The organism is Desulfosediminicola flagellatus, from assembly GCF_005116655.2.
In the GTDB taxonomy this organism is placed as follows: domain Bacteria; phylum Desulfobacterota; class Desulfobulbia; order Desulfobulbales; family Desulfocapsaceae; genus Desulfopila; species Desulfopila flagellata.
The window spans coordinates 4,187,202-4,209,209 of the sequence record NZ_CP050698.1 but is presented as its reverse complement, the minus strand read 5'-3'; the positions used below and the strand labels follow the sequence as shown (position 1 = coordinate 4,209,209).

19 protein-coding genes are annotated in these 22,008 nt (G+C 44.7%); 5 read left to right on the top strand and 14 right to left on the bottom strand.

The window, feature by feature from the left end:
- Nucleotides 1–53: 53 nt before the first annotated feature.
- From FCL46_RS17385 to FCL46_RS17370, 4 genes are all read right to left on the bottom strand, one after another.
- Nucleotides 54–512, bottom strand: coding sequence for a helix-turn-helix domain-containing protein (locus tag FCL46_RS17385; RefSeq protein ID WP_136809986.1), 459 nt, complete (start codon nt 510–512; stop codon nt 54–56).
- A 270-nt stretch (nt 513–782) separates the two neighbouring features.
- Complete coding sequence (locus FCL46_RS17380) at nt 783–1,628, bottom strand: nuclear transport factor 2 family protein (protein ID WP_176371612.1); 846 nt, start codon at nt 1,626–1,628, stop codon at nt 783–785.
- Nucleotides 1,629–1,956: 328 nt separating this feature from the next.
- Nucleotides 1,957–2,844: a helix-turn-helix domain-containing protein gene (locus FCL46_RS17375; protein WP_136809985.1), complete on the bottom strand. Its 888-nt coding sequence runs from the start codon at nt 2,842–2,844 to the stop codon at nt 1,957–1,959.
- A 156-nt stretch (nt 2,845–3,000) separates the two neighbouring features.
- A complete protein-coding gene (locus FCL46_RS17370; RefSeq protein WP_136809984.1) occupies nt 3,001–3,942 on the bottom strand; it encodes a LysR family transcriptional regulator in 942 nt (313 codons plus the stop codon).
- Between the two features lie 139 nt (nt 3,943–4,081).
- Here FCL46_RS17370 and FCL46_RS17365 point away from each other — a divergent pair, with 139 nt between their 5' ends.
- The 3 genes from FCL46_RS17365 (at nt 4,082) to FCL46_RS17355 (ending at nt 6,425) form a co-directional block, all read left to right on the top strand.
- Nucleotides 4,082–4,789, top strand: coding sequence for a 5'-methylthioadenosine/adenosylhomocysteine nucleosidase (locus FCL46_RS17365; RefSeq protein ID WP_136809983.1), 708 nt, complete (start codon nt 4,082–4,084; stop codon nt 4,787–4,789).
- On the top strand, nt 4,786–5,265 hold the full coding sequence (locus FCL46_RS17360; protein WP_136809982.1) for an S-ribosylhomocysteine lyase: 480 nt from the start codon (nt 4,786–4,788) through the stop codon (nt 5,263–5,265). The genes FCL46_RS17365 and FCL46_RS17360 overlap by 4 nt, the downstream gene beginning before the upstream one ends.
- A 932-nt stretch (nt 5,266–6,197) precedes the next feature.
- On the top strand, nt 6,198–6,425 hold the full coding sequence (locus FCL46_RS17355) for a hypothetical protein (RefSeq protein WP_136809981.1): 228 nt from the start codon (nt 6,198–6,200) through the stop codon (nt 6,423–6,425).
- A 663-nt stretch (nt 6,426–7,088) separates the two neighbouring features.
- On the opposite strand, the gene FCL46_RS17350 is transcribed toward FCL46_RS17355, so the two are convergent.
- Nucleotides 7,089–7,514, bottom strand: coding sequence for a pyridoxamine 5'-phosphate oxidase family protein (locus tag FCL46_RS17350; RefSeq protein ID WP_167506047.1), 426 nt, complete (start codon nt 7,512–7,514; stop codon nt 7,089–7,091).
- Between the two features lie 473 nt (nt 7,515–7,987).
- Nucleotides 7,988–9,403, bottom strand: a complete 1,416-nt coding sequence (pyk, locus tag FCL46_RS17345; RefSeq protein ID WP_136809979.1) for a pyruvate kinase — start codon at nt 9,401–9,403, stop codon at nt 7,988–7,990.
- 985 nt (nt 9,404–10,388) lie between these two features.
- On the opposite strand from pyk, the gene FCL46_RS17340 reads away from it, so the two are divergent.
- Together FCL46_RS17340 and FCL46_RS17335 are read left to right on the top strand one after the other, a co-directional pair.
- Nucleotides 10,389–12,125 (top strand): SLC13 family permease, encoded by a 1,737-nt coding sequence (locus tag FCL46_RS17340; protein WP_136809978.1) that lies wholly within the window; start codon nt 10,389–10,391, stop codon nt 12,123–12,125.
- A 289-nt stretch (nt 12,126–12,414) separates the two neighbouring features.
- The gene (locus FCL46_RS17335) at nt 12,415–12,915 is read left to right on the top strand and encodes a hypothetical protein (RefSeq protein ID WP_228723241.1); all 501 of its coding nucleotides are present in this window, start codon (nt 12,415–12,417) and stop codon (nt 12,913–12,915) included.
- Between the two features lie 105 nt (nt 12,916–13,020).
- On the opposite strand, the gene FCL46_RS17330 is transcribed toward FCL46_RS17335, so the two are convergent.
- From FCL46_RS17330 to FCL46_RS17295, 8 genes are all read right to left on the bottom strand, one after another.
- Nucleotides 13,021–13,767 (bottom strand): carbonic anhydrase, encoded by a 747-nt coding sequence (locus tag FCL46_RS17330; RefSeq protein WP_136809977.1) that lies wholly within the window; start codon nt 13,765–13,767, stop codon nt 13,021–13,023.
- A gap of 239 nt (nt 13,768–14,006) precedes the next feature.
- On the bottom strand, nt 14,007–15,011 hold the full coding sequence (gene gap, locus FCL46_RS17325) for a type I glyceraldehyde-3-phosphate dehydrogenase (RefSeq protein ID WP_136809976.1): 1,005 nt from the start codon (nt 15,009–15,011) through the stop codon (nt 14,007–14,009).
- A gap of 265 nt (nt 15,012–15,276) precedes the next feature.
- Nucleotides 15,277–16,803, bottom strand: a complete 1,527-nt coding sequence (glpK, locus tag FCL46_RS17320; protein WP_136809975.1) for a glycerol kinase GlpK — start codon at nt 16,801–16,803, stop codon at nt 15,277–15,279.
- 300 nt (nt 16,804–17,103) lie between these two features.
- On the bottom strand, nt 17,104–18,816 hold the full coding sequence (locus tag FCL46_RS17315) for an ABC transporter substrate-binding protein (RefSeq protein WP_136808843.1): 1,713 nt from the start codon (nt 18,814–18,816) through the stop codon (nt 17,104–17,106).
- Between the two features lie 130 nt (nt 18,817–18,946).
- The gene (locus FCL46_RS17310) at nt 18,947–19,228 is read right to left on the bottom strand and encodes a DUF2160 domain-containing protein (protein WP_136809974.1); all 282 of its coding nucleotides are present in this window, start codon (nt 19,226–19,228) and stop codon (nt 18,947–18,949) included.
- 12 nt (nt 19,229–19,240) lie between these two features.
- A complete protein-coding gene (locus FCL46_RS17305; protein WP_136809973.1) occupies nt 19,241–20,038 on the bottom strand; it encodes a carbohydrate ABC transporter permease in 798 nt (265 codons plus the stop codon).
- Between the two features lies 1 nt (nt 20,039).
- The gene (locus tag FCL46_RS17300; protein WP_420811283.1) at nt 20,040–20,885 is read right to left on the bottom strand and encodes a carbohydrate ABC transporter permease; all 846 of its coding nucleotides are present in this window, start codon (nt 20,883–20,885) and stop codon (nt 20,040–20,042) included.
- Nucleotides 20,886–20,917: 32 nt separating this feature from the next.
- Nucleotides 20,918–22,003, bottom strand: coding sequence for an ABC transporter ATP-binding protein (locus FCL46_RS17295; RefSeq protein ID WP_136809972.1), 1,086 nt, complete (start codon nt 22,001–22,003; stop codon nt 20,918–20,920).
- Between the last annotated feature and the right edge of the window lie 5 nt (nt 22,004–22,008).

Here is a 22,008-nt window from a genome sequence, read left to right as displayed (position 1 = left end):
TCCTTGTATGATATAAAAAGGGTGTGGCACGTCTCGAATATGCATGCTTACTGTCAGATCATTTGAGTTGTGATATGACACGTGCATATGGTTTTACGAAACTGTGCCGGACATTGCCCCGTATGTTTCTTGAAGTATTTGACGAAATTCGTTGGCTCGTCAAACCCGAATTCATCGGAAATTTTCTGTACCAAATCATCGGAGGTGGCCAAAGCTCTCTTTATTTCTGTAACCATGAAAGTGTCGATGTACTGTTTTGCAGTTACACCTGAAAATGATTTACAGATGATGTTGAGATGTTTCGGAGAAATGTTCAACATTAAGGCGTAATCTTTTACACTTTTAGTTGCTGTGTGGTGTTCTACAAGATGTTTCTTGAAATACTCGAACAGGATAAACCATTCCTCGTTTTTATTCTCAGCAGTAAGGGCCCGCGTGGTACTCCTCTTTTCATCAACAATGATGTCGCCTGAAACTATACTGATTTCTGATTGTCGTTTGTACGTTTGCATTCGTTAGAACTTCGATGAGAGCGACTAACCAATTCTTCGTTATATTAAACCTTTCAATCGTATAAGATTACCCTTCACTAACGACTTCTATAGCGTTGGACGGACAAACTGTAGTCCAATCTCCACAGACATCGTATTTTGAGTGGTTGATCCTGTATTTCTTTTGGGGATTAAAACAGCCAGGCTCCGCACACTCAATGTGACGGCACCTGGCAGGGAAAGTGACCTTAGTTGAATATCCGATTTAATTGAGTCGGATATAGTCCAATGTTAGAATTTGCCGTTACTATTCTTCCACTCGCTTTTTGCTGGAATTTGCTCAATAGTGTCCCAGTGTTCGACAATCTTGCCTGACTCGACCCTGAACAGGTCGTAGAAAGCTGAATGCTTACCAAGGAACTGTCCTTCAGAAACGGCGAGTACAAAGTTTCCTTCGCCAAGAATCATATGGTTTTTGGTATACACCATTGGAGTTCCCGCTTTTGCCATTGCTTCAAGAGCTTCTCCGAGTGGTCCAAGTCCGTCAGGTACTGCCGGATTGTGCTGCAGGTATTCTGACGTAGAAATGTACTCGGTAATCTTACCGGGATTTGCTCCCATAAAAACATCAGCCATCAGTCCTGCCACCAGTTCCTTGTTAGCATCTGTCTTCGCAAGATCGGTTACCTGAGTGGTCCCGCCGGTCTGAGTCCTTCCTGAAGCGGATGTGGTTGCAGTCTCCTGCAGGTTGTCCCAATGCTCTACAATCTGACCATTTTCGAATCTGAAGATATCAAAACCAATTTTAGGGCCGAAGAAATTGTACTCGGTGTGAGTGAAGCCATAATCGCCATCCTTGAAAGCGCGTACCACGTTTGCACGTGCGCTACCTTTAGGCAATTGCGCCATAACTTCGCCAAATCCGGCCAAGCCATCTCCAACAGCCAGATTGTGCTGGATGTATGTGTTTGGGTTGATATATCCAATCGGTTCCGGGTTGCCAGTCTCGATACTCTCAACAAGCGCTTTGGCTTTTGCTTTGTTGCTGAGTTCAATTTTATCAGATTCTGTACCGTTAACCGCTGCACAGGCGCTGGTCAGAAATAATACCGAAGCAATAAGTACAAGTTTCTTCATGTTTTTCTCCATAATAAATAGTAATTTTAACAGGATATTTTTCACGCTTTTAGTCAGTTCGACAACGTGGCTTTGAGAAATCCGTGTTATGTGTCTGAACTGCGGAGGAAGATAACTGAAGAGGGTAGGTGGGCAAAGGTTGATACACCCCTAAAAATGGTAAAAATGGAACCTGTCTGCATTTCTCACGAGTATTTTGGGGTGAAAGCTCATGAGAATATCAGGCTTGGTGCTAGTGTCATGTCATCAGAGGCATGACAGGACACTGGTAAGAGTAGACGGAAAAGGGTTGAGTTTGACAGCTTCCGCGTTAGTTTTCTTCTCGAAACTAGTTGGTGAATGTTTTGCGGAACTGTGATGGTGACTGACCTGCATGTTTCTTGAAATACTTGACGAAGTTGGTTGGTTCGTCAAATCCGAAATCAAAAGATATTTCCTGAACCGAACTATCCGATGTTGCCAGAAGTCTTTTGATTTCCAAAATCATGAAGCTATCAATGTTTTGCTTGGCTGTAGCACCCGAAACAGCTTTGCATATAGTGTTGAGGTGTTTGGGAGATATTTTTAGCATCTCAGCAAAATCCTGCACACTTCGTGTCGATGCAATGTGTTTTTCAAGAAGTTCCTTAAGCTGGCCAAATCGAATAAGCCACTCCGTTTTTTTCTGGTCAGCGGTTACGGTTCGCTTGATACGCTCTGCCTTCAGTAACAGCACTTTGAGCAAAAGTCGTAGTATGTCTTCTTTGGCAAACACATCAGGGTTGGAATACTCCGCCGTGATTCCTCTAAAGAGATCGTGAAACCCTTCGTTTTGTGTTTCTTCTGGTTGCATTACTGGTGAATGCAGGTGGTAATTGTATAAGCGATACAGTGAGAGAACATCTGAGTGGATAAGATGTTTTTCCAGATACTCTGTTGTAAATAATATCAGGTACCCTCGCATATCCGGCTGGACATTAAATGCATTTACCTGACCTTTTGAGATAAAAATAAGGCTTCCCTGGCTGATTTTATGGGGCTGGAAGTCAATGTGATGTGTACCTTCACCAGCAGTTATATACATGATGTTATGGAATGCTATCCTATGTGGATGATCAATCGGCGGGACCATTTCAGCCCGCTTGGAAAACAGGTCTTCAAGAGCCAGTATTTCAAACTCTATAGTGAGTTTTTGTTTCTTTGAGAATTCTACTTGTGGGATAGTGGAAACTTCCATTGCAGGTGTATTGTCTGAAAAATCAAAAGGTTATTGTGGAGTTCGTGTGTGAAAAGTACGTGTTCATTATACAGTAGAACTTTCCGTTTAGGTAGTACTCCTCACCGTCTCTCCTTACTCCTCACTTCACTTCAAGTACGTGTTCTCCAGCAGCGATTACAGCGTATGAACAAGATCAGGGATATGGCATATCTGCTCCTTGAAGTGCTGTTGAAAACAGCTCTCGGTAATGGTGTCCGCTTTATTTTTAAAACGAACACAGGCTATAGTATTTTGCAGTTTCTCTGTTGTTGCCCGTATAGGGATGATGGAGCCATCGCCAATCTGTTTATTGATGAGATGGCTGACGATAATTCCCAGCCCAAGATCTTCTTCCATGCCTGAAATTATTGCTCCGGCACTATCAACTATCATCGACATGTTCAGTGATGCAGGTTCCTGCCCAAAGTGCAGGGAGAACCAACTGCGAAAAAGTGCGATATCAGATTTATACCCTATAAAATCGAGTTTAATCAGATCCTCATAGCTGGAATCTGATGCATGCTTTTCATAATAATTTCTTGAGCAGGCTAGAACAAACTCTTCATTAATAAGTGGTTCTATTTCATAAGCCGGCAATCCGCCCGGAGTAGCCAAAAAGATCGGCAGGATATCAATATAACCAAAGTCCAGACCACCGTTAGAGATCAGCGTGAAAAGACTATTGGGATCACCCAGATGCAATTCGAGTGAAACCTCTGGGTATCTCTGCCTGAACGATGCGAAGATTTTTGGCATATACGTTTTGCCAAATTCAGATGGCGCACCAATGCGCAACGGTCCTGAAGGAATTGCTGAATTCGCGTTAATGCTTCTTACTCCGTCTTCAAGCTCAGCGACAAAGCCCTGCACTATCTGATAGAGTTTGTGACCTGCTGCTGTTGGAACAAGATGACGATTTACGCGACTGAACAGCGGTGTCTGCATTTCATCTTCAAGCTTTTTAAGATGCTGGCTCACTCCGGACTGGGTTATGTGCAAAACATTGGCTGCGCCGGTGCTGCTCTGTTCATTATAGATGTGATAGAAGACTTTTAATCGGTTGAAATCTGGGAGCATTTAGATATCTCAAAGCGAATGGTTAGTTTTACTAACTATTTTTAGTAAATATATTAACTTTACTAACTAATCCACTATCACGTATTTTGCAATCGATCTCGAAGAAGATATGAATCAAAATTGAATAACGGATAATAGATTGAAGATCGGAATTATTGCAGCAATGGAAGAGGAGCTTACGTTACTCCTGGACAAGTTGGACAACGCTACAACAACATATTTAGGCCAATTTGCGTATCACACAGGGCAGATCGGTGGAGTGGATGTTGCACTGTTTCAGTGCGGTATCGGCAAGGTGAATGCAGCGGTCGGCGCGACCTTGCTGCTGGATAAATTCACGCCCGACTATCTTATTAATACAGGTGTTGCCGGTGGTTTTCCTGCCGGGGTGCAGATTGGTGATGTCGTCATCTCTTCAGAAGTACGCCACTACGATGCCGATGCAACAGCCTTTGAATATGAGATAGGACAGATTCCTCAAATGCCGGCGGCCTATGTGGCCGATGGTGTTCTCTCTACCATGGCTCGTAAGGCCGGTCTCTCCTGCAGTGGGATATCTGTCCATCATGGGCCTATACTATCGGGTGATTCTTTTGTGCATACATCCCGCCAGGTCGAATATATCGAAGAGCACTTTCCTGATGTCATGGCTGTTGAAATGGAAGGCGCAGCAATAGCCCAGACCGGTTTTCTCTTTAATGTCCCTTTCGTCCTTATCCGGTCTATTTCCGATAAGGTATGCGAAACAGGAAACACTGCTACCTATTCAAAATGCATGATAAAAGCGGCTGAGAATTCGATAAAGATCGTTCTCGGCATAATCGACGATGTACGGAGTGAAGCATGAAAAAGATAGAAAGTTTTACTATAGATCATACCCGGTTAAAGCGTGGTGTTTATGTTTCCCGTAGAGATGCGGTGGGAGACTCAATGGTAACAACCTTTGATTTGCGTATGAAAGAACCAAACAATGAACCGGCTTTAAGCTCAGCAGCAGCTCACACCCTGGAGCATATCGGAGCAACATTCCTGCGAAACCATGCCGCGTTTAGTAGCAGAATTGTCTACTTTGGCCCGATGGGCTGTCTGACCGGTTTTTATCTGCTTGTGAGTGGCAATACCGATTCAAAAACGATTGCACCGCTCATTCAGGAACTGTTCAAATATACCAGTGAGTTTGAGGGTACTGTGCCAGGTGCATCCCCCGTCGAATGCGGCAATTATATGTTGATGGATCTTCTTTCAGCCCGTCTTGAAGCACTCAAGTATTATAACGAAGTGCTGGATGGAATTGGTGAAGAGAATCTTGTGTATCCTGCATAGTATCAAGGATAAAACTAAGCATTTAGTTCAAGAGCGAGACACGTTTGGGAGTTTGAGAAAAGATCATTGTCGGACAGCCTCACTAGGATAGTATTTTAAACGTAATGCTAATATTGAGTTAAAGGGTAGTTTGGGGACGGAAACTAAATAGTTGTGATCTTCAACTCAACAGGTCATTCATAAAAGTACCCGTAACCTTTGGCGTAGTCGTGATTCTGCGAACCATTTGCTGCGCACTATCCCCTCGTTTAAAAGTTATTTCCTGTCTTATATACCCATTATAGAGTATCCTATGTGTATAGGTTATTTTCGTTAAAGGTTTAGGTTCGGTCATTCCTGAGTTTTTTACGCACTGGTTTGTTCGTCAATTCTTCTTTTCTATTTCCTTCGTCTTGATGACAATTTTAGAACTCCTTGAGTAAGGAGTTAATTTCCAGAATGCTGTAGTCATAGAAATATTCATCGCACATATTGGTTATTTCTATGAGAGTCATAGCCTCTTCGGAGTTTGTCCCAGAATAGACATTTTTTCTCATATTGAGGAGCTTTGATACCAACAAGCACAGTCATGTGTGTGTTATCGGAGCCTTCGTTTAACTTTGAGCGTTGTTTGGTCAAAATGACGATGAGTTGGGGAAAAAGGGCATTCTCGGACAGCCTCCCAGGCTAAGACACAAGCAATCGAAGTAAAAAAAATATTGGGGAGAGGGGGCGAAATATTACCCTCTGTAAAAGTCTGTTTTAAAAAAAAAATCTCAGTGAGCTATTGTTGTAATGACCATTTAACTGCAGTTTTATCAAATTAACTGCCTGTAACTCTGCTGAAATTGTGATACACTGTTGTGTGTCAAGCCTTCTCCTCGGGCTATAATAATTATTCGTGGTGCGGGATGTTCGACTGTAATCTCACGCCGCTCAACCAGGAGGCTATTATGGACAATAAGTACGCACAATACAGAATTGATGGAAGTCAGGTCGGTAAATGTAAAATGTGCCAGGCAAACATTCCAGTTGAATACCAGCATATGGAGGGCGATCTTCTTTCCTGTTACGATTGTGAAGCCCAATATACTCTGGTTTCAAGACGCCCGGTGATACTTACCGCTCTCAAACAGAGGTATAACGATAGTTTCATCCGTGAGACTCGGTTTAGAGGTTAACAAATAGACGTAGATTCTTACATGGCATGCGAGATTTGACCAGTAAAATGGCCGGGAATTATTCAGAATAATCCCGGCCATTTTTGTGTTTCGTCATCTACCTGCAGCACATTGAATATATGTGTAACGAATGATTTTATCCTCGCTGGTAATCGTAGACTCCAATTGTATATATGGTTGAGGTAAAATATATCAAGCACCTTTATTCGGATATACATCCCTCGTTTCGTAATGAATGCCGGATAATTACGATGCACCTTTATTGGACAACCTATTTCTTTGTCTAATTACACTATGACCTGACTGCCTGATGGGGTTGGCTTGTTGCCCCTTTTGACCGATGGCGAATGAAATGCAAGATCTCTCGTTCTCAAATCTCATTGACCTTGTATCTGCTAACAGGATGATAGGGTCCATCAGTTGTGCCACCCGGATTCCTGACAGTATTTATGGAGCAGAAGGCGATTCTGCAATGCCCGGAGTAGGTTGGCAGAATGTCTGTACTGTATTTCATCGTGTCAATTCGAAATCAGTTAAGTGGTTATGGTGACTCTGCAATCCTGAGAATTATAGCATTTTGTTCAAAATCGAGGCATATAACCCGAGGGTGAGCAAAAGGCTATAATTCAGCATGACAGCAGTGTGTTTTTTGCTAAATGGTAATCAGCATTTGGACCAGACATCAGGTTCGAATGGTCCCTGAGTGCAATACTCTATTCTATATGGCTCGACGATGACTACGCAATAGTTTGGATCGTCAGGGCCTTCAAACACAGATCCCAGTTTATCATTCCAGAAAGCGTGCCGGTCAGCCTCATTGGTGGATATACGGGCGCGTCCCTGTATCTGGAGATAATTGTTCATATCATTCAGACTGTTGACACCGCAAGTCATATGGATTTCAGAATTATGCCTGATTTGTTCAGCTTTACGTGATTCCAGCAGGGTGGCAAAACGAATATTCATATCAGCATCAGCCACTGTGACCACATAACGGACCCATGGTTTACCTTCCAGGGTCACTGTGGCACAGGACGTGAGTTGAGGAACACTCAGGATGTCCATTATACGTTGTTTCAGATCAGGCATGCGCAATTCTCCTTGATAGGTCATAAAAATATGATTTTCGGTGTGCTGGGATAATACAAAAAACGAATAGCATATATTACCAGAAATTTCAGGTAGAGCCAGAGACAATCACTTGAGTCGATGTGGGCAGTGTGGGCAAATAGCAAATGCTGATAACCGTGCTGCTATCGATAATGGGTATGGAACGGGTGGATGACAGGCGTTGAAATGGTAGGCTTTGGCTTAGTTAAGTTTTTTGAAAATAATATTACAATCAATTTGAATTCGTAGCGTAGTAAAATTGCACAATTTTACTACATTGAGAAACTTACAGAGCACACGGTTGGCATTTTATGTCTTTTACGCCTCACGCGTAACTCTTTTACGCCTCACGCGTAACACTTCCACGCTGAGGTTTGGTGATAATTGAATAAAAAAATACCGGAGCAAAGTGCTCCGGTAATCTACATCTATATGTTCGTAACGTTAGTCTTTCAGCGACATTTCATTTTGAGATTCTCTGCAGTGCTGATCTCGATATAGCTCGCTCCCTGTTTTGCACCGAAACTGCCTGCAAGCACGATAATTAAGTCATCGTCTCTAAAATGTTTGTCACTAATAAGCCTGCAGATGGAGTTTTTAAGTGGTTCTGCAGAAGTGATATCCAATGGTGCATAGTCGGCATAGACTCCGAAAGAAAGAGAGAGCTGGCGCATAACCCGTTTATCATAAATCTGTGCGTATATAGTATTACCACCTCGGTAGGCAGCGAGAGCCAGAATCGATTTTCCGGTGACGGAATCGGCAATAATTGCCTTGGTGCCAAGACGCAGGGCGGCTTTAACTGCGGCTTTTGCCAGGTAAGCAGTTATTTTATTCTGGTGCCCGTAAGGAACATCCATATAGGCGCCGTTTTTACCTTCTACTTCCTCAATGATTTTGGTCATGGTGCGAACTGCTACCTCAGGGTATTTACCATTGGCAGTTTCGCCTGAGAGCATAAGCGCGTCGGCATGATCAAGGCAGGCGTTGGCAACATCTGAAACTTCTGCCCGAGTCGGACGAGGAGAATCAATCATAGAGTGCAGCATCTGGGTGGCGACTATTACCGGGCGTCGCTTTTCTATGCAGGTCTTAATGATTTTTTTCTGAATAAGAGGAATCTGCTCTGTCGGTATTTCGACCGCAAGATCACCACGGGCGATCATCACGCCATATGCATAGTCGAGAATTTCATCGAGGTTGGCGACACCTTCGGCGTTCTCAATTTTGGCGATAATTTTAATCGGTGATTGAGTTTCATTGAGAATATCCTGTACGGCAATCACGTCCTCTTTATACCGCACAAAAGAGTGGGCGATGAAGTCCAGGTCGTTCTCTGCGGCAAATCTAATGAAATCCTTGTCTTTTTGGCTAAGGGCCGGAAGTTTGACATGAACTGCCGGAATGTTGATACTCTTTCGCTCTTTGATGGCACCATCATTTTCAACAATACATTTCAGGAATTCATCATCTTTTTCAACGACAGCAAGGGCAAGGGTGCCATCATCAATGAGGATTGAACTGCCTACCGGGACATCGTTTACAAAATTTCCGTGAGATACACAAATAACATCGTCATATGATTTTTGCCCGGGAGCACCCTTTATTCTAACAGTGTCGCCAAATTTGACATTGAGCGGCTCATCAGCTTCGCAGGTTCTGATCTCAGGACCTTTTGTGTCGAGTAGAATACCAATTTTTTTAGAAACAGCTCTGGTGTTGTTGATAACCTCCAGAGCATCTTCATGGCTCATATGAGCGGTATTGAGGCGGACAACATTCATGCCGGCTTCATGTAGACTTTGTATAAACGGTACTGAACAATTAAGGCTTGAAATGGTTGCGACTATTTTTGTGTTTTTTGGCATGAGATGTTCTTCCTCAACAGCTGAATTTTTGTAGCGTGCAGATGATTAGGGCCGGATCTAAAGAAATACCTGCAATAACGTGGGGAAGGTGGTGGCGATTGGACTCGTGTAGCACCAGCCTTCAATGTTTCAGGTAATCTCTGAAAGGTATTATTGGCGCAGACCGCCTGTAGAGGTCGGAGATATCTGCAGAAGTAGGTCTTTAATTCCTTGAAATACAGTTGATTTGTCGAATTTCGCTTGATCCGTTACGGATATTCGCGAGAACTGCTAATAAAATACGCTTCTTTGCCAATTGTAGCAACTGAAACTGTGTTTCATGCAATCAAAGTGAAAGTCAAAACGAAACAATAACGATCAATAGAGTCGATGTTCTGGTTCTGGTTTTTGAAAATATAGAAATTTTCATGCTGTGATTATATGTCATAAATAACGTTAATACAGGTTGATAATGCATTTATTGGTGCTCCTGTAGGTAAGTGTGAAAACCATTTTTCAAAACGAAACATGTGAGATGGTGCTGCAAATTATCAATATTTTTGAAAATATTATTCAGCATTAATGTTTGTTCATTGGCCGATCTGTATCTCTGCATAAATGGACCATTCAACATACCTATATCAGTGTGGTTTCTACAGGTAGCAGTACTTCCATGTAAAATTAGCAGAATATGGTGATAAGACCGTAATCACATCTCATGTTACAGAAATGTTGCGCAGGCAGTGTTGATCTGGTATCAATTTTGTACCAATTATGAGTGAGTGGTCATTCATTTTATGTTCGAAGATAATTGTAATAGTAGTTGGTTCATTGATTTCAGTGGGCGTTGATTGTCAGGAATTAACAACATTAATCATCCGGAGGAGGGAAGTAAATAACAGGCATATATTAAGTAGAGCAAGATGCAGCCAGGGATAGAATTGACCGGTTCCCGATGGGAAAAGCATACGGTTGATGAAAAGCCAATCTAGGAGGAGGAGCGACTATGTCGTCAGCAGTTTGGGACAGATTATGGCAGATGCACGATGAAACTAAGGCTCTTGTGTTATTCAGGCCACGAGAAATATTTAAGCAATTCAAAACAGACCATGTCTTTGAAAACAGGGCAGTAGATGATTCGCCGTCGGTAGAACGTCTTGACGAAGCACCGGCTGAGCATAATCAGCGCTTGAAGACAGGTCCGGACGGTGTAAAGGAAGATGAGCCGCGAGAATACACATCGAGGCAGAAATTTGGCCTTGCTCTGGGGCCTCTGTTATTTATTCTTATGCTTGTAGTGCCGGCACCCTCAGGAATGGGGCCTGATGCGCAGAAAATGGCAGCAGTTGCCCTGCTTATGGCAACATGGTGGATGACTGAAGCTATTCCTATTCCTGCCACCAGTCTGCTTCCCATTACTCTCTTTCCTCTTCTTGGTATCATGCACACTAAGGCGGCGGCTGCACCGTATGCCAGTCACCTTATCTTTTTGTTTATGGGCGGTTTTATTATTGCTCTTTCCATGCAACGCTGGAATCTGCATCGGCGCGTGGCGATGAATATTGTCAAGGTTGTCGGGTTTTCACCGAGCAGACTTATCTTTGGCTTTATGACTGCCACTGCAGTGCTCTCCGCCTTTGTCTCAAACACCGCAACAACCGTTATGATGATGCCTATTGGTTTGGCTATTATTCATCATGTTATTGCTGAAGGAAAAAAAGAAGGGCTTGATGCAGAGATCGACTTTTCCCCTGAAAAATTTGCATTTGGTCTGAACCTGATGCTCGGTATTGCCTATGCGGCATCAATTGGCGGTATTGCAACCTTGATTGGTACTCCGCCAAACACAGTTCTTGCAGGCTATCTGACTAAAACGTATGGATACGAAATTACCTTCGCTAACTGGATGCTTGTTGGTGTGCCGCTTGTTGTGATTATGCTGCCACTCTGCTGGTTGTGGCTGATCCGTTTTGCTAATCCGATGAAACTGAAGAAAGTTCCGGGTGGCCGCGACCTTATCGATAGAGAGCTTAAAGAGATGGGTTCGATGAGCAGCGGGGAACGCTGGACATCATTGATCTTCATGTTTACCGCTCTTGGCTGGATCTTCAGAAAGCAGATCGGCTTCATGTTCCCGGATCCAAAGCTTATCACCGATGCAACAATTGCCATGACCGGTGCGCTTATTCTCTTTGCAATTCCGATCAACCTGAAGAAAAATGAGTTCGTTATGAATTGGACCTGGGCGTCAAAGATGCCGTGGGGGGTTCTGATTCTTTTTGGTGGCGGTCTTTCGATGGCAGCTGGTTTCAAAGCGACAAAACTTGCCAATTGGATTGGCAGCCAGGTCGGCTTGCTGGACACGGCCCCCGTCATTGTCATGGTGCTGGCTGTTGCAACCCTGATCATCTTCCTGACAGAGTTGACTTCCAATACTGCAACTTCTGCGATGGTAATGCCGATTCTTTCTGCAATTGCTATTGGTCTGGGTCAGAATCCTCTGTTGCTTGTAGTTCCGGCTGCAATAGCTGCTTCCTGTGCGTTCATGCTTCCGGTTGCAACGCCTCCAAATGCTATTGTTTTTGGCTCGGGGTATGTATCCATTCCGCAGATGGTTAAAAGTGGATTTGGCTTGAATGTTCTGGGAATTCTCATCACAGTTGCTTTGACCTATGCTATTGTTATCCCGCTCTTTGGTATTGAAATCGGGGTCGTGCCTGATTGGGCTATGATAGTCAAATAGGCTGGAGAGGTTTAGTTCAATAGCTCTTTTTAAAAAAACGTGTCGCAGACCAGTTTGCTGATTACGACTGGTTTGCGGCACTCCTGTCTACAATGTGTGTACTACAGATAGATTGATCTGCTCGTTTTACATCTCCTCTCAGAAAAAAAGCCTGACATCATAGTGCCGTCTGTTGTTATCCTGTAAAAGTTGGTTTATATTGGACTCAACTATTCCCCCAGGTGTAGAATCTGCACAGCCTTCAGGAGAAATGGCGTGTGCATAATACGTTTATAGGAGAGTCCCCCCCATGAAGAGGTTATGCGTAGTGTGTTTACTTGTGTTCCTCGGAGTTTTTACTTCACAGGCGCAGGCAGCAGATCATCGTTTAGGTGGTGGTATCAATTACTGGGTCGCAGTCGATGATATTGACGTATCTGATGTTGATGATGACGGTTTTTCGTATCTTGCCAGTTATCAATATTGGCCAGGCCTTATAGGTCTTGAATTGGATCTGGAAATTTTACCGGATAAATATGGTGAAACCGCATTTGCACCGCAGGCTTTCGTCCTTGTGGGCCAAGGTTTATATGCCGGTGCAGGAATCGGAATTGAATATCGTGACAGCGATTTTGCCGACGAACCGTTTTTTGCTCTGAAAGCAGGTGTTAATCTCGAAATGTTGCCGGGAATTTATTGGGATATCTATGCAACCTATCGTTTTAATGATTCGGCTGACCTTGATAACGAAGCCACTGATATTGATTCGGATACGGTGTTTTTAGGTACTGTAGTTCGTATTGCTCTATAGTAAAACAGCTTCAATTACAAAAAACAGAAACGCCGGATTCTCCACTTTGGAAAATCCGGCGTTTCTGTTTTTTGTGCTATTCGACTCATTAACCGAATAGAAGACTTACTGAACAATAACACGGGCATTTACAGGTTGAACCGGGCGATTGGTGGCTCCACCCATGGTTTGAGTAAACCTGTCAATTTGCTCTTTGGATGCAGTCGAAGCAGTTTTCATCACAAACCAGTTAACTCCCTCCGAACATGGTGGAGTTGTGAGAGAACCGTTAAATCGGTAATAACCCTGATCAGTGGGAAGAATGGCAGATGCGTCGACAATATCGGTAAGTGCTGCTTTATCACCACCTTTCATAGGCATCTTTGACCAGGCTTTTTCAAGTTCCTTACTGCTTTCACCCTGCTTGAACATTACCCCGATAACTGCAAGAGTTCCATCTGCGGCTGCATGAACAAAATGTGCCTCCATAGGAAAAGACTCACCTTCTATTGTGTTTTCGCTTGGTGTGTGAAAATGGAACTGCTTGAGTTCAAACTCAATGTCTCCAAGGGTTAATGTGCTTCCGGCAGCGTAATTAACTTGTATGGTGTGTCCATTGTTGACTACTTCGTTTCCGCCCGGTGCATAGTCAATCATGAGTTTGGGAAGTTCAGCTTCGATTGTTGAAGTGATGTTGATAGGCGATTGATTTTTACCTGATGAACATGTTGCAAATTCCGGAGATAGTTTTCCCCAGTTCTCCGGACTTTCATGACCGGTATATCCCCAATGTGCCTTCCCTGAGGCCATAGCGCTACCGGATAAGAGGGCTCCTGCAAAAATAAGATGTACCGCAATTGCTGTTTTTTTCATTATCAAATTCTCCTTTTAAGTGTGTGGAAAATATTTGAAACGATATGGCAATTTGGTATGTAAAAAAAGTGTGATTTATTGTGGATTAACGAGAAGACATTTGCAATGTCTTTATGAGGTTGCTATCGGGGTGTTGGTGTGTGGCGGTCTTTCCAGGAAGAAGCCGGCAACTATTTAACGGAGAATAGTTGCCGGCAGAGGTAAAGCAGAACGTGGTATAATGATCGGATGTTGATCGATTAAATCGTTTTTTTACCATCCATATGAAGAATAAGGTCGAGCATTCGGTTTGAGTAGCCCCATTCATTATCATACCAACTCATTATTTTAACACTGTTGCCAACTACTTTGGTGGATTGTGCATCAATAATTGAAGAGTGGCTATCCGCCTGAAAATCTATAGATACTAAGGGAAGCTCTGTATAACCGAGATATCTGTTTGAAGCTTCTTTTAAGGCTGCATTCACTTCTTCAACAGTTGTGGTTTTTTCAACTTCCATAACAACGTCTACAAGAGAGACGTTTGGTGTGGGAACGCGAACAGCAAGACCGTCAAATTTGCCTTTCAGCTCCGGAATAACAAGAGCAACCGCTGCAGCCGCACCAGTCTTTGTAGGAATCATAGAAAGTGCAGCAGCTCTAGCCCTGCGAAGATCAGAATGCGGGAAATCAAGAAGACGTTGATCGCCGGTATAGGCATGAATAGTAGTCATCAAACCGCTTTTTATTCCGAAATTATCAAGGATAACTTTGGCAAAAGGTGCAAGGCAGTTGGTGGTGCATGAAGCATTGGAAACAATGGGATGAGAGCTGGGGTCATAATCGTCCTCGTTGACACCCATAACAAATGTCTTCACATCACCTTGTGCAGGAGCAGAGATGACAACTTTCTTTGCGCCTGCATCAAGATGCGCTCCGGCAGACGCGAGGTCACGGAAGAGGCCTGTGCATTCTGCAACATATTCAACACCCAGATCAGCCCATGGAATCTCGGCAGGTGACCTGTGACTTGTAACGGAAATTTCTTTTCCGTTTACCAGGATGCCTTTATCAGAATTGACAATATCACCCTTGTAAACACCCATTACCGAGTCATATTTGAGCAGATGGGCAAGCGTAGCGGTGTCGGTTAAGTCATTAATTGCTACAACTTCAATATCTTTGAAGGCAGGATCAGTGTCGATTGCTCTGAATATACTTCTACCAATTCGTCCAAAACCGTTGATACCTATTTTAACAGTCATATTATTTATTCCTTTGTAGTTTTAGATGTATTGTTGTGTCTCTTGCGAGTGATTTTTAGTGGTACTTATCTAATTTTAGTGTCTGGAGAAAATGCCAAACATTAAAACCAAAAATTATTGTAACTATTCAGTCAAGACCTGATACGTACCCTTTTTTGCAGGCCGTAACTGTCTAGCAGTGCTCCAGATGGCCTCAAGCGGGACGATTGGCTATAGTATGCCTATGCGAAGCGTCCCGATCGGGGGCAGGTGGGATAGTTACAAATTACTTTGCTGTTGCTGCAACTGGCTTAGGGGGACAATTCCCAGAACAGAGGGTTCGCCGTACAGCATTGTTCCAGCCTTCATATTTTCGAGCACGGATATCTTCGGCTAGCATCGGTTCGAACCGTTTGTCGCGCTTCCATGATTCGGCAAATTCTTCAGGTTGCGGGTAGATTCCCTCACGCAGACCTGCAAGGTAGGCAGCGCCAACTGCAGTTGTCTCAAGGAGTTGCGGACGATCAACGGGAGCAGCGAGAATATCTGCCAGAAACTGCATTGTGTAGTTGGAGGCAACCATTCCACCGTCAACCCGTAAAACAGTTTCCCCCATGTTTTCCCAGTCACCCCGCATAGCTTCAAGAAGGTCACGGGTCTGGAAGCATACCGATTCAAGGGCAGCTTTCGAGAGTTCTGCAGGGCCGGTGGCGCGCGTAATTCCAAAGATTGTTCCACGGGCGTCGCCATCCCAGTGTGGAGCTCCAAGGCCTGTAAATGCAGGTACGAGATAGACATCCTGATTGATGTCGGCCTGGCGGGCGAGTTTTCCGGTTTCTGAGGCATCTTCTATAAGTCCCATTGCATCGCGCATCCATTGCACTGCAGAGCCTGCAACAAATATTGAGCCCTCCAGCGCGTAGGTGGTTTTTCCATTAATGCGATAGCCGATGGTGGTGAGTAATCTATTCTTAGAACAGACAGCCTGATCACCGGTATTGAGTACAGCAAAGCAGCCGGTACCGTAGGTTGATTTCATCATGCCAGGCTTAAAACATGCCTGTCCGACAAGAGCAGCCTGCTGGTCACCCGCTATACCGCTTACCTGAATTGCGCCGCCAAGAATTTCAGGATCTGTCATGCCGAAATCATCGGATGAATCTTTAACTTCAGGGAGCATAGACGCAGGTACGCGGAGAAGCTCCAGCATATCTGCATCCCATTCATTTGTGTGGATATTGAAAAGCAGTGTTCGTGAGGCATTAGTTGCATCTGTTGCATGCATTTTGCCACCAGTAAGGCGCCACAGTAAAAACGTATCAACAGTTCCGAAAGCGAGCTTGCCTGCTTCAGCTTTTTCACGTGCTCCTTCAACATTATCAAGTATCCAGGCGATCTTGGTGCCTGAGAAATACGAATCAAGAAGCAGACCTGTTTTTTTGCTGATAATCGGGTCGTGTCCCTGCTGCGATAAAACATTGCAGATATCAGTTGTTCTTCTGTCCTGCCAGACGATTGCGCGATGGATGGGTACACCGGTCTCTCTATCCCATACGAGGGTTGTTTCACGCTGGTTTGTAATGCCGATTGCAGCAATGTCTGAAGCCTTTAATGAAGCCTTTTCAAGGGCCTGTCGGCAGGTTGTGACTGTAGAGTTCCAGATATCTTCAGGATCATGTTCAACCCAGCCGGAGTCCGGGAAAAATTGTTGAAATTCCTGCTGCGATGAAGCGACAATTTCAAAATCATCGTTAAAAATAATAGCCCTGCTTGAAGTGGTACCCTGATCAATCGCCAAGATATACGATGACATCTTCTTCTCCTTAGAATCCCGATTAGGGATTAAACACTGAACAAAAAAAACTGGTTGAATGGGGCGTAATTATTAAAATTCCTAACTATTCAGTCAAGACCTAATACGTACCCTTTTTTGCAGGCCGTAACTGTTTAGCAGTGCTCCAGATGCCTATGCGAAGCGTCCCGATCGGGGGCAGGTGGGGTGCTGCTGAATAGTTACTGGAATTCTACCATGAAATAGAGGCAGATCTGCATCGCGAGGTGATACAGATCTGCCCGATCAGATAAACACACTTAGGTGTTTACCTTTTGCAGCTTACTTCTTTGCAGCTTCCCAGCTTTTGACGAGCTCATCGTAATCGATGGTCTGTCCCTGAGGCTTCTCATTAGCAAGTTTCGCTTTAGGAGAACCTGGCAGGTTGAGCCAGTATGATGCGTCCTGCTTCTTGTTCAGCTTAGGACCACATTCGCCCTGGATGCCAGCACGCTCAAGGCGTTGCATAACTTTATCCTGCTGATTAGCAAGAGAATCCATTGCTTCCTGAGGGGTTTTGTCGCCGGTTACTGCATCGGCTACGTTCTGCCACCAGAGCTGAGCAAGTTTAGGATAATCAGGTACGTTGGTACCGGTAGGAGTCCACTGTACACGAGCAGGGCTACGGTAGAATTCTACAAGACCACCAAGCTTAGGTGCGCGCTCGGTGAATGATTCGTGCTGGATGTCGCTTTCACGAATAGGGGTCAGACCAACGTGGGTCTTCTTAAGACTAACGGACTTGGAAATAACGAACTGCGCATAGAGCCATGCAGCTTTACGTCGATCAACCGGAGTAGATTTCATGAGGGTCCATGAACCTGCATCCTGATAACCAAGCTTCATGCCTTCGCTCCAGTAAGGACCGTGAGGGGAAGGAGCCATACGCCATTTAGGATTGTCGTTTTCATCAACAACAGGTGTTCCTGGCTCTGCCATGTTAGCAGTAAACGCTGTGTACCAGAAGATCTGCTGAGCAATGTGACCCTGAGCAGGAACTGGTCCAGCCTCGCCAAAAGTCATGCCTGCAGCTTCAGGTGGTGCGTATTTTTTCAACCAGTCGATGTACTTGGTAAGTGCGTAAACAGCGGCAGGACCATTGGTCGCACCACCACGTTCTACAGAAGAACCGACAGGGTTACAGCCATCGACACGAATACCCCATTCATCTACTGGAATACCGTTCGGGATACCTGCATCACCTGCACCAGCCATTGAAAGCCATGCATCAGTGAAGCGCCAGCCAAGAGAAGGATCTTTTTTACCGTAATCCATATGGCCGTAAACGCGCTTGCCATCGATCTCTTTTACTTTCTCAGAGAAGAATTCAGCGATATCTTCATAGGCAGACCAGTTTACAGGTACACCAAGATCGTATCCGTAGATATCCTTGAATTTCTTCTGCAGGTCAGGACGTTTGAACCAGTCATAACGGAACCAGTACAGGTTAGCGAACTGCTGATCAGGAATCTGATAGAGTTCTCCATCTGGGCCTGTGGTGAATGATTTGCCAATGAAATCATCAAGGTCGAGCATTGGGTTGGTAACTGCTTTACCTTCGCCACTCATCCAGTCCATCAGTGGAACAACCTGCTGATAACGGAAATGGGTACCGATAAGGTCAGAGTCGTTGATGAACGCATCGTAGATATTCTTGCCTGACTGCATTTGAGTCTGCAGTTTCTCAATAACATCACCTTCACCGATCAGATCGTGGGTAAGTTTAATACCGGTGATCTCGGAAAAGGCTTTGGCAAGAGTCTTGGACTCGTACTCATGAGTCGTAATGGTCTCAGAAACAACGTTAATTTCCATGCCTTTAAAAGGCTCGGCAGCTTTAATGAACCATTCCATCTCTTTCAGCTGATCAGCTTTTGAAAGAGTTGACGGTTGGAATTCACTATCAACCCACTGCTTGGCTTCGTCCATGCCAGCCGAGGCGGGTCCTGCCATGATAGCTACTACCGCTGCTGCTGTTGCTAACTTTTTGATCATGTTTTTCTCCTCAATTGTGGTGCGGGGATGCTGCCGGAATTACCTTCCCGGTAGCACAAAAAAAACATCAAGGTAAAGCTGTACTGCTGTTTCACTGGTTGGCAGATTCTGCTGCCAGCCAGTAACCCGTTTAGACAAATGTAAAAACACAAATGGCAAAAATTATTGCCAGAACCAAAGCAAACCAGACACTCAGGCTGGTCAAGGCTAACCAGAGTATGTGGATATAGGCTGAGCCGAGCAGCGAAATGAACAGTCGATCGCCTCGGGTGGTTTCAAAACGAAGGATGCCGTTACGCGGCGCTCCACCGGGAACTCTGATTTCCCAAACAGTAAGCGTGATCAGAAAAAACAATATAGTTGAGAAAAATATTATTGTTGGTGTGGTCCATGCCATCCAGCTGAAATCCATGGTGTTCCTCCTTTAGACTCGTCCGAGGGCAAAACCCTTAGCTATGTGATTTCTAACGAACCAGATGACAAGAGCACCCGGGACAATTGTCAGTGCGCCGGCTGCAGCAAGTACACCCCAGTCCAGGCCTGAAGCGGAAACCGTTCTGGTCATAATTGCTGAGATCGGCTTTGCGTGTACCGATGTAAGGGTACGGGCAAGAAGCAGTTCAACCCAGGAGAACATGAAACAGAAGAAGGCTGTAACGCCGATTCCGGAAGCGATGTTCGGAATGAAAATCTTCACAAAGAACCTCGGCCATGAGTACCCGTCAACAAAAGCGGTTTCATCAATCTCTTTTGGAATACCTGACATGAAACCTTCAAGAATCCAGACAGCCAGCGGCAGGTTGAACAGGCAGTGTGCTAGCGCAACAGCCAGATGGGTATCAAACAGTCCTACTGAAGAGTAGAGCTGGAAGAATGGCAGGGCGAAAACCGCTGGTGGTGCCATTCTGTTGCTGAGCAGCCAGAAAAAGAGATGCTTGTCGCCTACAAAGCTGTAGCGGGAAAACGCATAGGCAGCTGGCAGAGCAAAAGATACTGAGATGACAACGTTTATACTGACGTAGATCATCGAGTTGATATAGCCGTTGTACCACGATGGATCGTTGAAAATTACCCGATAGTTATCAAGTGTCAGATTCTGCGGCCAGAGCGTAAATACTGAAAGTATTTCTGTATTGGTCTTCAGGCTCATGTTTACCAGCCAGTAAATCGGCAGCATGAGAAATATAATATAGAGTGTTGGAACTAACCATTTAAGTCGCATATCATGCACCTCCCTTACTTTCTTCTCCGACATTGGACATCACGGTATAGAAGACCCATGAGAGAAGCAGGATTACGAGGAAATAAATCAGGGACATTGCCGCAGCAGGACCGAGATCAAACTGTCCGATTGCCATCTTCACCAGATCGATGGAGAGGAACGTGGTTGAGTTACCCGGGCCACCACCTGTAATTACGAAAGGTTCAGTGTAGATCATGAACGAATCCATAAATCTGAGCAGTACAGCGATAAGCAGAACTCTCTGCATTTTTGGCAACTGAATATAACGAAAGACTGCTATACGGGACGCACCGTCAATTTTTGCTGCCTGATAATAGGCATCAGGGATTGAACAGAGACCTGCGTAGCAGAGCAGCACAACAAGGCTGGTCCAGTGCCATACATCCATAACAACAACAGTAATCCAGGCAGCAATAGGGTCCTGTGTGTAGTTGTAATCAATACCCATGGCAGCAAGAGTGTGGCCGAGAAGACCAATATCTACACGACCGAAAATCTGCCAGATTGTTCCGACAACGTTCCAGGGAATTAACAGCGGCAGAGCCATGGTTACCAGACAGACCGGAACGGCCCAGCCTTTTTTCGGCATTGCCAGTGCTATACAGATACCAAGTGGAATCTCAATAGCGAGAATGATGCCCGAGAACATGAGCTGCCTGAAGAAGGCATCATGAAAACGTTCTGAATGAATAATCTCTCTAAACCAGTCAAGACCAACCCAGAAGAACTGGTTATTCCCGAAAGTATCCTGAAGGGAATAGTTGACCACTGTCATAAGTGGAATGATAGCACTGAAGGCCACCAGTAAAAACACAGGCAGGACCATAAACCATGCCTTCTGATTCTCCTGTTTTTGTATCACAGCGCTTCTCCTGTTACACGATGTTCATCGACGTAGATGTTGATGAAATCAGTATTAATAATCAGGGATCCCATGTCACCTGTCATGCCGCTGACTTCTGGCATGACGACATTAAACACAGCATCATCTTTTGCGACCTTGACGATCTTATATCGACCGATATCGTCGACATTAAGAATTTTTACAGACATGCCCTCCTGGTTTGGCGATGCTAGCGAAAGGTGCTCCGGACGAATGCCGAGTTTGATATTGCTTGAGGTTGGCCGGGAGTAGCTGCTGGTGAGGGCTATTTCATGGCCCTGAACAACCGCATTGTTTCCTTTGAGTTCACAAGGAATAATGTTCATACCAGGAGAACCGATAAAATATCCGACAAAGGTATGTGCCGGTTTTTCAAACAGATCTTTCGGCGTCCCTACCTGAACAATCTCACCTTCATACATGACTACAACTTCATCTGCAAAGGTGAGGGCTTCGGTTTGATCGTGAGTTACATAGATCATTGTAAAGCCGAATTGCTTGTGAAGATGTTTCAACTGCGAGCGTAACTCCCACTTCATCTGCGGATCAATTACTGTGAGCGGCTCATCAAAGAGGATCGCGTTGACACTCTGACGGATAAGGCCCCGACCCAGAGAAATCTTTTGTTTGAGATCGGCAGTAAGGTGCTGAGCTTTTGTATAGAGTTCATGATCCAATCCCAGCATATGTGCGAGTTCTACAACCCGAGGCTCGATCTCTTTTGACGAACGTCCTCTGTTTTTAAGCGGGAACGCCAGGTTTTCAAACACCGTCATGGTATCGTAGATAACTGGAAACTGGAATATCTGAGCGATATTACGTTGTTCTGTTGGGAGCTTAGTTACGTTTTCTCCATTGAAATGGATTTCGCCTCGGGTGGGATGTAGTAGTCCTGAAATAATATTTAAAAGGGTACTTTTACCGCAGCCGGACGGGCCAAGAAGGGCGTAGGCACCTCCATCCCTCCAGGTGAGATCAAGCCGTTTAAGGGCAAAATCATCCGGATTGTCCGATTCACCTGTATAGGAGTGGGCAATTTCTTTTAGTCTAATATTGGCCATGCTGA

What these genes read in the sequence shown, in the direction of transcription:
- FCL46_RS17355 (WP_136809981.1), top strand. Translation starts at nt 6,198, where the DNA reads ATGGACAATAAGTACGCACAATACAGAATTGATGGAAGTCAGGTCGGT.
- FCL46_RS17310 (WP_136809974.1), bottom strand. Translation starts at nt 19,228, where the DNA reads ATGGATTTCAGCTGGATGGCATGGACCACACCAACAATAATATTTTTC.
- FCL46_RS17360 (WP_136809982.1), top strand. Translation starts at nt 4,786, where the DNA reads ATGAAAAAGATAGAAAGTTTTACTATAGATCATACCCGGTTAAAGCGT.
- FCL46_RS17335 (WP_228723241.1), top strand. Translation starts at nt 12,415, where the DNA reads ATGAAGAGGTTATGCGTAGTGTGTTTACTTGTGTTCCTCGGAGTTTTT.
- FCL46_RS17340 (WP_136809978.1), top strand. Translation starts at nt 10,389, where the DNA reads ATGTCGTCAGCAGTTTGGGACAGATTATGGCAGATGCACGATGAAACT.
- FCL46_RS17315 (WP_136808843.1), bottom strand. Translation starts at nt 18,816, where the DNA reads ATGATCAAAAAGTTAGCAACAGCAGCAGCGGTAGTAGCTATCATGGCA.
- glpK (WP_136809975.1), bottom strand. Translation starts at nt 16,803, where the DNA reads ATGTCATCGTATATCTTGGCGATTGATCAGGGTACCACTTCAAGCAGG.
- pyk (WP_136809979.1), bottom strand. Translation starts at nt 9,403, where the DNA reads ATGCCAAAAAACACAAAAATAGTCGCAACCATTTCAAGCCTTAATTGT.
- FCL46_RS17300 (WP_420811283.1), bottom strand. Translation starts at nt 20,885, where the DNA reads ATGGTCCTGCCTGTGTTTTTACTGGTGGCCTTCAGTGCTATCATTCCA.
- FCL46_RS17380 (WP_176371612.1), bottom strand. Translation starts at nt 1,628, where the DNA reads ATGAAGAAACTTGTACTTATTGCTTCGGTATTATTTCTGACCAGCGCC.
- FCL46_RS17375 (WP_136809985.1), bottom strand. Translation starts at nt 2,844, where the DNA reads ATGGAAGTTTCCACTATCCCACAAGTAGAATTCTCAAAGAAACAAAAA.
- FCL46_RS17305 (WP_136809973.1), bottom strand. Translation starts at nt 20,038, where the DNA reads ATGCGACTTAAATGGTTAGTTCCAACACTCTATATTATATTTCTCATG.
- gap (WP_136809976.1), bottom strand. Translation starts at nt 15,011, where the DNA reads ATGACTGTTAAAATAGGTATCAACGGTTTTGGACGAATTGGTAGAAGT.
- FCL46_RS17330 (WP_136809977.1), bottom strand. Translation starts at nt 13,767, where the DNA reads ATGAAAAAAACAGCAATTGCGGTACATCTTATTTTTGCAGGAGCCCTC.
- FCL46_RS17350 (WP_167506047.1), bottom strand. Translation starts at nt 7,514, where the DNA reads ATGCCTGATCTGAAACAACGTATAATGGACATCCTGAGTGTTCCTCAA.
- FCL46_RS17370 (WP_136809984.1), bottom strand. Translation starts at nt 3,942, where the DNA reads ATGCTCCCAGATTTCAACCGATTAAAAGTCTTCTATCACATCTATAAT.
- FCL46_RS17385 (WP_136809986.1), bottom strand. Translation starts at nt 512, where the DNA reads ATGCAAACGTACAAACGACAATCAGAAATCAGTATAGTTTCAGGCGAC.
- FCL46_RS17295 (WP_136809972.1), bottom strand. Translation starts at nt 22,003, where the DNA reads ATGGCCAATATTAGACTAAAAGAAATTGCCCACTCCTATACAGGTGAA.